The organism is Micromonospora sp. CNZ322, from assembly GCF_007827755.1.
In genome coordinates, this window is sequence record NZ_VITD01000005.1 from 428,789 (window position 1) to 441,609 (window position 12,821).

The window sequence follows — 12,821 nt, forward strand, 5'->3', positions numbered from 1 at the left end:
ACCGATGCGCAAGATCCTGCTGGGTGCCGTGGGCCTGCTGGGGTTCCTCGTCGTCTGGCAACTGATCCCGGCACTGGGACTGGCCGACCCGGACTACCTGCCGTACCCCACCGACGTGTTCGGACGGCTGTTCCAGGAGGTCCGCGACCTGGCGTTCTGGCGGCGGCTCCGGCTCACCATGACGTCGTGGGCGATCGGCCTGACGGTGGCGACGCTCGCGGCGGTCGCGCTGGGGACCGTGGTCGGGTTGGTGCCGTTCCTGCGTCGCGCCACGCACACGACAGTCGAGTTCCTGCGGCCGGTGCCGTCGGTCGCGCTGATCCCCCTCGCCGTGCTGATGTTCGGCCTGCAGATGCGCGCCGCACTCGTCATCATCGTCTACGCGGCGTTCTGGCAGGTGTTCGTGCAGGTGATCTACGGTGTCGCCGACGTCGACACCGTCGCCCGGGACACCGCGCGGAGTTTCGGCCTCACCCGCGCCGAGCGTCTGCGGTACCTCGTCCTGCCGACCGCTCTGCCGTACCTGATGACCGGCCTGCGCCTCGCCGCGGCGGTCGCGCTCATCCTGGCCGTCACCGCGGAGATGGTGATCGGTAACCCCGGCCTCGGACGCATGATCGAGCTGTCGCGCTCCGCCGGGGACGCCGTCGGCCTGTACGGCCTCGTCGTGGTCACCGGGCTCCTCGGCGTGGTGGTGAACGTCGTGTTCCGCTTCGCCGAACGCCGCTCGTTGGCCTGGCACCAGTCGGTGCTCGCGGACGAGGCAACCCGATGACCGCCCTCGGTGCGGGCAGGACCGCCCCTCGCGGCCTCGGCGTCCGGGTCGCCGAGGACGTCCTGTACGCGGTCGGGCTTCCCGTCCTGGCCACGGGGCTCTGGGCCGTCTGGTCCACCCGGTCGGCCAACCGGTTCCTCGTCGGCCCCCGCCCGCTCCTCGACGCGTTCCGGCAGACCTGGATCGGCCCGGCGTTCGTCGACGACGTGCTGCCGAGCTTGTACCGGCTGCTGGCCGGCCTGTTCGCGTCGATCATCCTCGGCGTCGCCGCCGGCGTCCTCATCGGCCGGTTCCGCCCGCTACGCGAGATCCTCGAACCGCTGCTGGAGTTCTTCCGCGCGATTCCGCCACCGGTGCTGATTCCGGTCGCGATGCTACTGCTCGGCATCACCGACACCATGAAGGTCGTCGTCATCGTGTCCGGCGCGATCTGGCCGATCCTGCTGAACACGATCGAGGGCGTCCGGGCGACCGACAGCGTGATGCTGGAGACCGCCGACTCGTACCGGATCTCCCGGTGGGAACGGGTGTGGCTGCTGATCCTCCCGGCGGCGAGTCCGCGCATCATGACCGGCGTACGGCAGGCACTCTCGGTGGCCCTGATCCTCATGGTCATCTCGGAGATGTTCGCGTCCTCGGCCGGCCTCGGCTACCGGATCGCCTACTTTCAGCGGAACTACCTCATCGCCGAGATGTGGAGCGGCATCCTCCTGCTCGGCCTCATCGGCGTCCTCCTCGCCGTGGCCTTCGGCGTCGTCGAACGCCGCGTCCTGCGCTGGTACCACGGAATGAGGGAGGTCACCCGTGCCTGACGCAAGTCCGCTGCTGCGGGTCGAGCACCTTCGGAAGGTCTACGCCTCCGGCCGGGGCGAGGTCGAGGCGATCGGGGATCTCAGTTTCACCATGATGCCCGGCGAACTGCTGTGCGTCGTCGGCCCGTCGGGCTGCGGAAAGACCACCCTCCTGAAATGCCTCGCCGGACTGCTCCGGCCCACCAGCGGCCTCGTCAAGATGGACGGATCTCCGGTGACGGGCCCGAGCCCGGCGATGGCAGTGGTGTTCCAGGAGTACGGCCGCAGCCTCTATCCCTGGCTGACGGTCCGGGGCAATGTGGAGCTTCCCCTTCGACACAAGAAGCTCTCCCGCGCCGAACGCGACCGGAGGGTCGCCGACGCCCTCGACGCGGTCGGACTGCCGCAGTCGGCACGCAGCCATCCGTGGCAGCTCTCCGGCGGGATGCAGCAACGGGTGGCCATCGCGCGCGCCATCGCGTACCGACCCGAAGTGCTGATCATGGATGAGCCGTTCGCGGCGGTGGACGCGCAGACCCGCGCGGACCTGGAGGACCTCGTACGCGACCTGCACCTGAACCGCGGTATCTCCACTGTCTTCGTGACGCACGACATCGACGAGTCCGTGTATCTGGGGCAGCGCGTGCTCGTCCTGTCCCACTCGCCGACCCGGGTGCAGGAAGACCTCGTGATCGACCTCCCGCAGGAACGCGATCAGCTCACCACCCGGGCCCTGCCCCGGTTCACCGAGCTGCGGACCCACGTCTACGCGCAGATCCAGCGGGCCAAGCGTGCGCCGGCCTCGGCGCCCCACCCGGCACCGTGACGCGCCGCGCCGACCCCGGCAACGCCCGTAGCCGCCGGCACGCGACCGGGCCGCCCGGGGCCAGTGCGGTGGATTTTCGCCCAACGCCTGGCTGGCCACAGTCTCGCCAGCATCGTGCGCCCTCAACGACGCCGGCATACCGTGCCCGTCACGCATCGATCCCAAGCGCGATCCCCACCGTAGCGGCGACCGGTGGTCGCAACTCGCGCACGATGCCGGGATGACGCTGCTGGTCCCGCAAACCCCCTACGGCCCCGCCGGCCGATGACCATTTCGCTCTCGAAGCCGACGCGGCGCGTGCCGCCGGGATCGACGCCGCGGAGGTCGACCACGACGCGCTGATCCGCGGCGACCCGCACTGCGTACTCACGGCCATGCCCGCCGGCGGTGCCACGGTCTACCGCGGGTGGATACTGCGCATCGACCAGTACCCGGCCTTCGCCGACGCCCTCGCCGCCTGCGACGTGACCCTCCACACCAGCAGAGACCAATACCGCCGCGCCCACGAACTCCCCGGCCAGTCACCCCAACCTTCAACCGGACAATCAGCGCGAAGCGGACCGCGTTCGACCAGGCTCGGTACCGGCGCCCTCATCCTGCGGGACAAGCACTGGCGTATGGCCGCCGAACGGACGCTGACGGTTCGCCGTCCAACAAGACACCACGATCACCGGCGACGCGCTCTACGTCGAACTCAACCACTGCCGGCAGGTCCTGACCACATCGCCGCACGGACCGCCGATCCTCACCCAAGCCGACACCGCGCTCATCGAGCTGCTCAGGAGGTAGTCACCCGAGCCCGCCCCGCCAGGCGTCGACCTCTCCGCCGACGCGATGGCAAATTGCTTCACTTACCGCGATCGACTTGTGCAGACCAGGACTAGGGAGCCGACGGCCCTGCCTCGCCTCCGGGCAGGTCGAGACGCCCGACGTAGCGACAGCCGGCAACATCTGCAGCGCTTGACGTGCAATAAAGAGCAGAACTGCCGCTCCATCCAGGACGCAGACGAAGCGGCAGGTCAGAGCGTTCTGCAACAGGCACGTCAACGGCAAACCACCCACGCCGTTACCGCCAACAAAGATCATCCGTTACCGGATGTTACCGCCGTTACCGGAGAAGGTCTTCATCTCCCCAGGTCAATCGGTCGGGACGGCCGGATTCGAACCGACGACCCCTTGTTACCATCCGTAACCAAATCAAGCTTGTCATTGATTGTCAAGAACAGGCGTTGAGCTGCACGGATGCGATCAAGCAGTGGTCGCTTCTTGTCACTGATGCTCCTATGGACGTCAAGCTCCGTCGGCCGCTGCCTCGCCAGCGGGGCTTGACCTCCTTCTACCGAACGCGGGCACGCAGCATCATCGAGGTTAGGCCGTGGCCGTCGCGCAAACCCGCCGGCCACCAACCCCACACCTCTCTGTAATCGCTGGAGCTGGCGCGTATGCCGTACCGTCGATGGCATGGCGGCGGTGGTGGCAAGTGTCGTGGTGCTCCTGTTGCTGGTGGCTGCGGTTGTTGTCTTCGTGGTCAGGCGAGACCGGAATCGGCTCTCTTCGGATGAGGATTCTGCTGCGGTCCGCCAAGCCGGCGCCGGGCAAGATCGGCACGAGGCAGAGCGTCATTTCGTGCAGGGCCAGGCAGCAAGCCATCACATGCCCAACAACTAGATGAGGTCAAGTGGTCAGGGCGGTGAAGTCGGCGCGTAGGGCGGTGTAGACGTCGCGGACGATGTAGCGCTTGAGGCAGCGCAGGATCTCCTGCTTGCTGAGGCCTTCGGTGATGCGCCGGTGAACGTAGGCCTGTGTTCGCTGGTCGTAGCGCATTCGGCATAGCGCGATGGTGTGCAGGGCGTGGTTGGCCCCGCGGTCTCCTCCTCGGTGGAGGCGGTGGCGGCGCACCCGTCCGGAGCTGGCGGGGATGGGTGCGGCGCCGCAGAGGTGGGCGAGGGCGGCTTCGGAGTGCAGCCGGCCGGGGTTGTCGCCGGCGGTGGTGAGCAGCTGGGCGGCGACGTCGGGGCCGACGCCGAACAAGGCCGTGGTGTGGGGCGCCGCTTTCTGGACGATGGGTGCCACCTGCCGGTCGAGGGTGGTGATTTCGTCGGTGAGGGCGGTGACCCGGCGGGCGAGTCCGGCCAGGGCTGCGGCGGTGGCGTGTTCCGGCTCATGAAGTTTGGCCTGGTCGTAGGTCAGCGCGGTGCACCGGCTGACCAGCACGGCAGCGCTGACCCTGGTCAGGTGGGCTCGCAGGGGTTCGGGGGCGGCGGCGACCAGGCCGCGCATCTGATTCAAGGCGGCGGTGCGGGCCTTGACTGCTCCTCGGCGGGCGACCCGCAGGGCGCGGATCGCCTCAACCGGTCCGGTGCGGGCTTTCGGGGTGCCCATGGCGGTGCCGGCTAGGGTGGCCCGGGCGGCGGCGATGGCGTCGATCGGGTCGGACTTGCCCTGTGCGCGGCGAGCGCGGCGGTCCGGCCGGTCCACCTCCACGACGGCGATCTTCTTGCTGGTCAGATGGCGGGCCAGGCCAGCCCCGTAGCTGCCGGTGCCCTCCACGCCCAGGGCAGTTACCCGCCCGAAGGAGCGCATCCAGGCCAGCAGATCCGCGTAGCCGGCGGTGGTCGCCGGAAACTCGGCGTCGGCCAGGAGCCCGCCGGTGCTTTCGATGACGGCGGCGTGGTGCGTGTCGCGGTGGGTGTCCACACCACCGACGACTGATCGCTTCTTGGCTGCCATGCTGGTGAGGTCCGCCCTTCTCGGTCTGGTCGAGAACACGTGGACACGTCACCGGTCAGGCGATGCGGACAACACAGTGGTGGGCGCCTCTCGCACAGGCTCCTATCAGGTCACGACGCCTGACCGGTGACATGCAGCTGCCGGGGCCACCGAGCCAGCCGACGAATCGGGATGAGGACAGCAATCGTCGGTCTGCCGGTGAGTCAGACCAACCCGGCGACCCACCCCACCATCCTCACTGTCTGCCGACATCAAGGTGGCGTGGCCGGTGCCGGCCGGGTCGGTCGACTCCAGAATGACCCCGCGTCCGCTCACCACCGTCGCGGTGCTGGTGCTCTGCCAGTACGCCGGATCGGGGGTGCCGTCGAACGGGAAGATCCCGATGTCCTGGCCGGACGGGTCGCCGGTCCACGCCCACTGCTGGGCCGCGACAGGGAGTCGGACTCCGGTCCCGGGCTGCGGCCAGGCGGACCAGATGGTCGCCGTCGAGCTGGCCGTGACCGGGTCGGCCCCGCCCGCGGCGACCGTCTCCCACGCGGCCACGACCGGTTTCAGCAGGTTCGCCGCGAGCAGCGCCGGATAGACCTGGTGGCCGTACACGCGTTGCTCAAGTCGATTCTCGACGGTCCCGTCGACCGAGGTGAGCTGCCAGCAGCACCCCAGCACGGTGCCGGCGAACGGGGCCGGCAGACCGGGAGGCACATAGTCGAAGACGGTGGCCATCGGCACCCCGTCGCGCCGTTGCACCACCGTCTCCGGCCGCACGTAGCCGCCGTAGAGGGGCAGGCACGACGCGTCCTGCCCCGGCGACGAGCTGCGGGTGTCGAACAGGGTCCAGGCGGTGGTGCTGCTCTGCACCGCCGCGCCGGTGAAGACGCGCACCGCGTCCGACGGATCCGGCGCGCCGGTGTAGTCGATGTTGTAGATCGCGGCGCGGGTCGGGTCGTTCACCGACCAGAACCGGTACCCGCCGTCGACCTGCAGGTACTGCACTGCCGCCGTGTCGCTCACTGTGATTCCGCCGGCTGAGAACGCCTGGAGCAGCCCCGCCGAGATCGGCGCCGGCGGGCCGGGGGACGCGTCCGGGTCGAGCCCGAGGGCCGGATCGAAGTCGGTGGCGAAGGCGTATCCGCCGGCGAGGACGACGGTCTGCTGGAGCAACCCGTCGAAGAGCAGTTCGGTCGACCCGGGGACGGTCCCGTTGAGGTACGAGAAAACGGTGCGGCCGTACGTCGACGTCGCCGGGTCGGCAGCGCCGTCGTACACCGCCGAGCGGTAGTACTTCACCACCTGCCCGCTCGGGTCGCAGGTGGCGGTCGCGGCGTCGAACTCGTAGGCGGTCGAGTAGCTGGCGCCGAACGTCCAACGACGGTATCGACCTCCACGTCCTACTTTGGTCGACCGACGGTTTTCCCACCATGGTCAACGGTGCGGCCAGCTACACCACACCCAACCGTCAGGCGATCCGCGACGTTATGGCGACCTTCCCCAGCGAGCCGGCCTTAGATCGGTTGCACCAGCTCGGCATCCGCAGCGTCGTCCTGCTGCGCAACCGGGTCCAAGGCACCCCGTACGAACCACTGCTTAACATTCCCGACGTACCCGGCATCACCCGCCATGACGTCGGGCCAGACGTGGTTTACACCATCGACACCAACACCAAGAACCCCTAACGAAACGATGTTGGGTGCGTCCTCGGGACACGAGGATCGTTCTATCTGAACGTGAGGAGGAGTGAGCAGCCGCCGTGGATCGTCTCGGACGAACCCTGGGCCGAGATCGAACCACCGTTGCCACCCCGACCACCACGCCGGCACCGGTTCCCCGGGCGTAACCCCTCGACGACCGCAGAGTGTTGTGCGGAATCCTGTTCGTGCTTCACACCCCGATTCCGTGAAAGTACCTGCCCCAGGAGTCGGGGTTCGGATCTCCGATGACCTGCTGGCGCAGGTTGATCCTTACGCGGGTACGTAGTCGGCGCAAAGGATTGCTCGTAAGCAAACCGCACAACCAGTCCGTCCTAAATTCAGGACCCAGGCGCCTGCGGGGAACAAGGGGATTCGAACCCACGAGAAGCTCGAGTCGCTCGCGTTCGGCTACCGCTGGCAGGATCCACTGTCGAGGTGGAAGTACCTCGTGTTGGCCCAGCGGCAGAGCCGGATGCCGACGACTATGCCGGCGATCGTGACCAAGGCGGGGAGGTACCCGCTGGCGACTTGCACGATGGGGATCGCCGGGCAGCCACCCGAGACCGCCCAGCCCGAGCCAAACAAGATTGCGCCGGGGATTACGCCGGCGTGGATGCGACCTGGAGTGCGGCGGACGCGCAATGCGGCGAATACCACGACGATGATCGCTACGGCGCCAGCGAAGGCGAGGAGCATGCGAAGGTCCTGGAAGGTGAACATACGGTTCAGTTCGGCGTAGTCACCGAACCCGATGTTCGAGACGGTGTAGCCGAGAGCCAGCCCAGCGATGACGTTAGCGACGATTATCCCGCCCCGGGTACGCATCAGATCACCTTCCACAGCAGGAACGACACGAGGACGCCGGTGCCGAAGAAGATGGCAGTCGCGACGATGCTGACCGGCTGTAGCCGCCCACAGCCATTGAGTCCGTGACCGCTGCTGCACCCTCCGGCGAGACGGGTGCCGAAGCCGACGAGTACACCGCCGATGAAGAGCGCGCCGACCATTGCGATCGGGTTGTCGGTCACGATCTGGCCGAAGGCGTGGCCCATGTCGAGGCGGAGCTGGAATCGGCCGGCGGTAACCGCCGCTACGCACCCGCCGACGAAAATCGACAGGAGCAGGGCGACCTGGCTGACCAAGGGTGCCGGGAGCAGGCTCCCCAGTGAGAAGCTCGGCGCGGCAGGTGATCGCCCGTCCTGCCGCGGTGCCCGCGCGTCGCCGTGCGGGGTGGGATCCGCAGCAGGCGCGGCCGAACCGGCTCCGAAATGGTCGGCAGTAGCTGCGACGAGAGCCGCGGTGAGAACACGTTCGTCAGCGAACCGGGCGTTCACGCGTTCGACACGGCGTTCGGCGCGCCAGTGCAGCACGCGGTCCCACGCGCCGGACACGCCAAAGGATCGATCGGTCGTGACGGCGTAGTTGATGGTGGTGAGGGCGAGCCCCGCGGCCCCCGCCCACCAGGGCCAGTATTCAGTCATGGGGTACCTGCAATCCACTCTGCGAGTCGGGCCCACCACCGGGCCCCTGCTGGGGTCGATGGGGTTCTGGAGGGATGCGGACCCTGTGCGGGTGGCCGTGCGTTGAAGCCTTGAGCGGGTGCCGGTGCCCGGATGAGCTCCCGGGCCGGCACCGGCTCAAACCGCTGGGACGACCCCGAGCGAGCCGCGACGGGGGTGTCTGGCGTGCGGTGTCTGACCCCACGCCGGCGGGTAGGCGCCCCAGATATAGCGCGTCGGCTCCGTTCGGCAGGAGCGTGATCGGTATGAGCTTGCCCATCCGGGCCAGCTCATACCGAGCGCACGTCAGCCAGCCCTGCTCACTGTCGCAGTAGTGGTTACGCCAGTCGCGCAAGCTTGCGTTGAGCAGGGGGAAGAGGGGGCATTCCTGAGCGTGTGAGCAGCCCATGTCACTCCGATCTGGCCAGGTCACCCGGCGAATGGGTGGATGGCATGAGTTGGAGGGGCAGGTCTCGGTCAGCAAGCATACAGACCATATGGACGACTGGCGATCGATGAGCGATCATGTCGGCCGCGGCTCCGATCGACGGCCCGGTCACGCCTACTACGGCCTGGTCGCGGTCGTACGGCCGTTGCCCGTGGCCGATGGCGCGTCCGCGTCGGCCGTCTGGATCGTCCGACTAGAGCAGGGCCAGCCCCGCGCCCCGGTCGGCGCGCCGAGCCGTCGCGCTGCGCGGCCGGCGAATCCCGACGACGTTGACTGGCGAAGATGCCTCCCCGAGCCCCTCGGGCGAACTGCTACGCAGAACGGTTCATCCGCAGCGTCCCGAACGGGTTCACCGACAAACTCCTGGTGTACGAACGTCACGCCCGCGCCGCGCTCGACGGATACGCCGTCCGCTTCAGCCCACATCGTCCACACCAGAGCCTCGCCCAGCACCCACCGAACCCACGCCCCGGCCGTCGTCCTTCCGAGCAACGCGCCGATACGACGCCTCCGGGCCTTCAGCGGCGTCATCAACGAGTACCAGCGGGCGGCATGATCGGATCAACGAAACCCGAGTTCACAGACCCTGCACAGAGAGTTTGGCCCGGTACAGGGCCTCATCACGAGAACACGTGTTCAGCACCCCTATACCGCCGACGGCGACCGCGAGATGTGGCAGCCTGGCCGGGTAAGGGGGCGGCCTCGGCCTGTCACCCGAGCAGTGGTACCCATGCGGCGGCGACGGTTCCGTCGCGTCGCGCCTCGGTGAGCCGTTGAGCCGGAGGCGGAACGGGGTGCACTGCCTGCTGCAGGGGACCAACTCCGTAGACGACGGCGACGGCGCCCAGCGCCCTTGCGGCGGTCGTCCAAGTGGACGGTATCTCGGCCACGCCGGAGGCGAAAACATGACCAGTCGGGTCATGCAACGCGAGACCTGTGGTGCCCAGGCCCACACCCCAGGTGGTCACCCTCGCCGGATGTGTCGCCGATGGCCAGCGCGGCAGGCCAAACAAGATCGCCGCCTCCACCTGCGCCTCGCACCGCGAGCCAGTGAGGGTCTCCGTCCACGCGGCGCTGGCCGGCTCGAACCAGGCGACGGCGACCACCACCGGTCCGTCGGCGTGACAAGGCTCCCCTGGCTGCGGGACGGGAAGAGGAGCAGCCCACGGCTTCTCCTGGCTCGTCACCCACACGTGCAGCCGTTCACCGCCGCGGCATTTCGCATCATCGGCGACGGCAAGCACCCACGCATCGCTGACCTTGTCCCGCACGCCTGAGCGATCGGGGTGGTTTACCGGTGGAGTCGGCTCCGCAGCACCTGCGCTTTCCGCAGCCGATAATCTATCCGATACCTCTCGCGATGTTGCTGACGTCCCCGTGCGACGTGCGTCCACCGGTTGTCTGGAACTGGGTACTGCCGCAGGTGCGGGCCCGAACGCGTCGACTCCATTCGGCAGGAGCGTGATTGGCACGAGCTGGCCTGTCCTGTACAGCTGGTACCGAGCACATGTCGGCCAGCCCTGCTCACTGTCGCAGTAGTGGTTACGCCAGTCGCGCAAGCTTGCGTTGAGCAGGGGGAAGAGGGGGCATTCCTGAGCGTGTGAGCAGCCCATGTCACTCCGATCTGGCCAGGTCACCCGGCGAATGGGTGGATGGCATGAGTTGGAGGGGCAGGTCTCGGTCAGCAAGCATACATACCATATGGACGACTGGCGATCGATGAGCGACCATGCCGATCGCGATCAACGGCCTGGTCACGCCCTACTACGGCCTGGTTCTTCATCGGCAGCGGCGCAAGAAGCCCTGACACGAAGTCCCGGCCCTGCCGCCGAGGCTCTGCACCAGCACAAGATCACCTTCCAGCGAACGAAGACGTGGAAGGAGTCCACCGACCCTGACCGGGAGGCCAAGCTCGCCCGAATTGAGTACGTGAGCAGCCGCTTCCCGCAGCGAGTCTTCGCGTTCGACGAATTCGGGCCCCTGGTGGTCCGGCCGCAGGCCGGTGCCGGTTGGGCTCCGGCAGGGCATCCCCACCGGCTGCCCGCGAACTATCACAAGCTGCACGGGGTCCGGCAGTTCCACGGCTGCTACTCCGTTGGTGCCAGGTTCCCGTACTGGTCCAGCTGGCCAGCCAGTGGCCGAACTCGATCATGATGGGTGACGTCACCCTACGTCCGACAGACACGCCGATGCCGCAGTTCGCGGCGGCCGGCTTCCGCAACATGCACCCGAACTCGTACCTGACAGTCAGCAACGACCCAGAGAACTGCAACAGTGAGCCGAAGATCAAATTCGACTACATCATGGTCCGGGGCTCCGTCCGCAAGAGTTTCGACCTCTTCCCGATGTGCAACGACGCCTCCGACCACCGCGCGTTGATCGCCGGCGTGCTCACGCCGTAATCGTTGTCCCGGAGGGCGTGGCCGTTGCGGGCCGTGCCCTCCGGGTGAAACTGCACGCCGCATGGCCCTCCGGCGCAGATCGCGCTGGACGCCGAAGGTGGTCGACTGCCGCATCCGTCGTAGCTCACCCGAGGATCTCGCTGGCGCTACCTGGTCGAGGTAGTTGGTGGTGCGCGGATCAAGCCGGTCGGACCGCTACTGCCCCGCGCATTGGCGACGGCACGGACTTGGCGACGTACGGGTCCGGCTCGCCGAGTTCGGGTCGCCAGTCGTGGAGTGACACGAGCCCGGGCTCGATAAGGACAAAGTCGTCGAAGAGCGCGGTCAGCTGAGCATCCGACCGCATGACGATATCGGCAGCGGCCCTGGTGCGGTACACCTCGGCGACCGTCGAGACGCTCGACGTGTCGTAGCCGTCGGTTACCGCTGTGCCTGGGTGGGAGACGACCAGGGCGCTACCGGGCACGAGACGGTCGCGAATCGGCGCGACGACGCCGTCGATCTGATCGTGTGGAACGAGTTGCAGGACGGAGCAGTACAGCAGTGCGGTGGGCCGGTCCAGGTCGATCACGGCTGCGAGGTGCCCGCCGGCGAGCGCGTCGAGGATCACCTCGGGCCGGGTGAGGTCCGCCTCGATCGCGCGGCACGTGGGGTTACCCGTGAGGATCTGGTTGGAGGCGACGACCGCCACCGGGTCGATGTCGACGTAGAGCACCCGGATCGCCGGATCGATCGCCTGGGCGATCTCGTGCACGTTGCCCTGAGTGGGAATGCCGGAGCCGAGATCGAGAAACTGCTGGATGCCGGCCTCGGCCAGTGTGCGGACGGCACGCGCCAGGAACAGGCGGTTCGATCGGGCCATGTCCGCCGCGATCGGGGAAAGCCCGCAAGAGCTGTCGGGCGGCCTCGCGGTCGGCCTCACCGTTCTGCACTCCTCCGGAGGAGGTAGTCGTACATGCGGGAGAAAGTGGCCCGGCCGCCCTCGGAACTCGGCGCGCTCGTCTGCTGATCGGCCATCGCTGTGTCTCCGATGCGCTCGTCGGTACGGCCGCAGCCTAGCCGAGAGAATCATCGATGGTGATGCCTGTTTATCGGCGCATCCAACACTTCCACCAGCCGTTTACAGGAGAAGTGGGGTGATGTACGTCGAGTGCCGCCAACTCCGGCCCCGACGACGTCCAGAGGAGCCGGGAGAGCGGGGAATGAGAGGCCAAACGGGACATCGGGGCCGCGTCGCGACGATGCTTGTCATGGGTGTGCTGCTCAGCGGGTGCGCGAAGCAGGGCCACCCAGAGTCCCGCGGACGTGAGGCCACCGATCTCGGGCGCCACAGGTGCTGTGCCGCCGTTGACGCCGGAGTTGCTGATCGGCTCCTGGACGCTCGCTGAGGTCGCCGACCCCGGCGCGGGCACGATACTGCGCCTCGCAGACGGTGAGCTGCACCTGGTCGGCAGCCGCTGCGGCACCCTGGGCGGGACCTGGCGGGCCAACGACGAAGGTGTCTTTCTCGCCGACGTCTGGTCGGCTTCCGCGGCCGTCGTCGAAGGAATCCGTGGCTGCGAGAAGGCTAGGGCGTGTCCTGCCGATCTTGAGTCGGCTGGTCAGGTGACGTCACATCGAGGGATCATGAGGCGTGACCAATGCTGATGCGGTGCTGAGGAT

The 12,821-nt window shown here is 67.8% G+C and carries 13 protein-coding genes and 1 pseudogene; 8 read left to right on the forward strand and 6 right to left on the reverse strand.

The window, feature by feature from the left end:
- Window positions 1-4 precede the first annotated feature (4 nt).
- From FB453_RS15860 to FB453_RS15885, 4 genes are all read left to right on the forward strand, one after another.
- Entirely contained in the window at window positions 5-775 is a 771-nt protein-coding gene (locus FB453_RS15860) for an ABC transporter permease subunit (protein WP_145791004.1), read from the forward strand.
- Window positions 772-1,587: an ABC transporter permease gene (locus tag FB453_RS15865; protein ID WP_145791006.1), complete on the forward strand. Its 816-nt coding sequence runs from the start codon at window positions 772-774 to the stop codon at window positions 1,585-1,587. Before FB453_RS15860 ends, FB453_RS15865 begins: the two co-directional genes overlap by 4 nt.
- Window positions 1,580-2,392 (forward strand): ABC transporter ATP-binding protein, encoded by an 813-nt coding sequence (locus FB453_RS15870; RefSeq protein WP_145791009.1) that lies wholly within the window; start codon window positions 1,580-1,582, stop codon window positions 2,390-2,392. Before FB453_RS15865 ends, FB453_RS15870 begins: the two co-directional genes overlap by 8 nt.
- Window positions 2,393-3,853: 1,461 nt before the next feature.
- Window positions 3,854-4,060, forward strand: coding sequence for a hypothetical protein (locus FB453_RS15885; protein ID WP_145791013.1), 207 nt, complete (start codon window positions 3,854-3,856; stop codon window positions 4,058-4,060).
- A 6-nt stretch (window positions 4,061-4,066) separates the two neighbouring features.
- On the opposite strand, the gene FB453_RS15890 is transcribed toward FB453_RS15885, so the two are convergent.
- Both FB453_RS15890 and FB453_RS15895 read right to left on the reverse strand, forming a co-directional pair.
- A complete protein-coding gene (locus FB453_RS15890) occupies window positions 4,067-5,122 on the reverse strand; it encodes an IS110 family RNA-guided transposase (protein WP_145791016.1) in 1,056 nt (351 codons plus the stop codon).
- A gap of 105 nt (window positions 5,123-5,227) precedes the next feature.
- A complete protein-coding gene (locus tag FB453_RS15895) occupies window positions 5,228-6,409 on the reverse strand; it encodes a hypothetical protein (RefSeq protein WP_145791018.1) in 1,182 nt (393 codons plus the stop codon).
- A gap of 131 nt (window positions 6,410-6,540) precedes the next feature.
- On the opposite strand from FB453_RS15895, the gene FB453_RS15900 reads away from it, so the two are divergent.
- Entirely contained in the window at window positions 6,541-6,795 is a 255-nt protein-coding gene (locus FB453_RS15900) for a hypothetical protein (protein WP_145791019.1), read from the forward strand.
- A gap of 423 nt (window positions 6,796-7,218) precedes the next feature.
- Here the strand turns inward: FB453_RS15900 and FB453_RS15910 are convergent, their stop codons facing one another.
- Complete coding sequence (locus tag FB453_RS15910; protein WP_145791021.1) at window positions 7,219-7,635, reverse strand: YeeE/YedE thiosulfate transporter family protein; 417 nt, start codon at window positions 7,633-7,635, stop codon at window positions 7,219-7,221.
- Window positions 7,635-8,291 carry a YeeE/YedE thiosulfate transporter family protein gene (locus tag FB453_RS15915; protein WP_145791024.1) on the reverse strand — a complete coding sequence of 219 codons (657 nt, stop codon included), beginning with the start codon at window positions 8,289-8,291 and terminating at the stop codon, window positions 7,635-7,637. The genes FB453_RS15910 and FB453_RS15915 overlap by 1 nt, the downstream gene beginning before the upstream one ends.
- A gap of 748 nt (window positions 8,292-9,039) precedes the next feature.
- On the opposite strand from FB453_RS15915, the gene FB453_RS34600 reads away from it, so the two are divergent.
- Window positions 9,040-9,534, forward strand: coding sequence for an integrase core domain-containing protein (locus FB453_RS34600; RefSeq protein WP_222431356.1), 495 nt, complete (start codon window positions 9,040-9,042; stop codon window positions 9,532-9,534).
- Here FB453_RS34600 and FB453_RS34235 read toward each other — a convergent pair.
- Window positions 9,468-10,028, reverse strand: coding sequence for a hypothetical protein (locus FB453_RS34235; RefSeq protein ID WP_186718308.1), 561 nt, complete (start codon window positions 10,026-10,028; stop codon window positions 9,468-9,470). The two genes, FB453_RS34600 and FB453_RS34235, sit on opposite strands and share 67 nt — an antisense overlap.
- A 586-nt stretch (window positions 10,029-10,614) precedes the next feature.
- On the opposite strand from FB453_RS34235, the pseudogene FB453_RS34905 reads away from it, so the two are divergent.
- Both FB453_RS34905 and FB453_RS15935 read left to right on the forward strand, forming a co-directional pair.
- Window positions 10,615-10,857, forward strand: a pseudogene (locus FB453_RS34905) (IS630 family transposase); the annotation flags it as partial.
- Window positions 10,858-10,946: 89 nt separating this feature from the next.
- A complete protein-coding gene (locus FB453_RS15935) occupies window positions 10,947-11,159 on the forward strand; it encodes a hypothetical protein (protein WP_145791029.1) in 213 nt (70 codons plus the stop codon).
- A gap of 178 nt (window positions 11,160-11,337) precedes the next feature.
- On the opposite strand, the gene FB453_RS15940 is transcribed toward FB453_RS15935, so the two are convergent.
- Window positions 11,338-12,081, reverse strand: a complete 744-nt coding sequence (locus FB453_RS15940) for an SAM-dependent methyltransferase (RefSeq protein ID WP_186718310.1) — start codon at window positions 12,079-12,081, stop codon at window positions 11,338-11,340.
- Window positions 12,082-12,821: the final 740 nt, after the last annotated feature.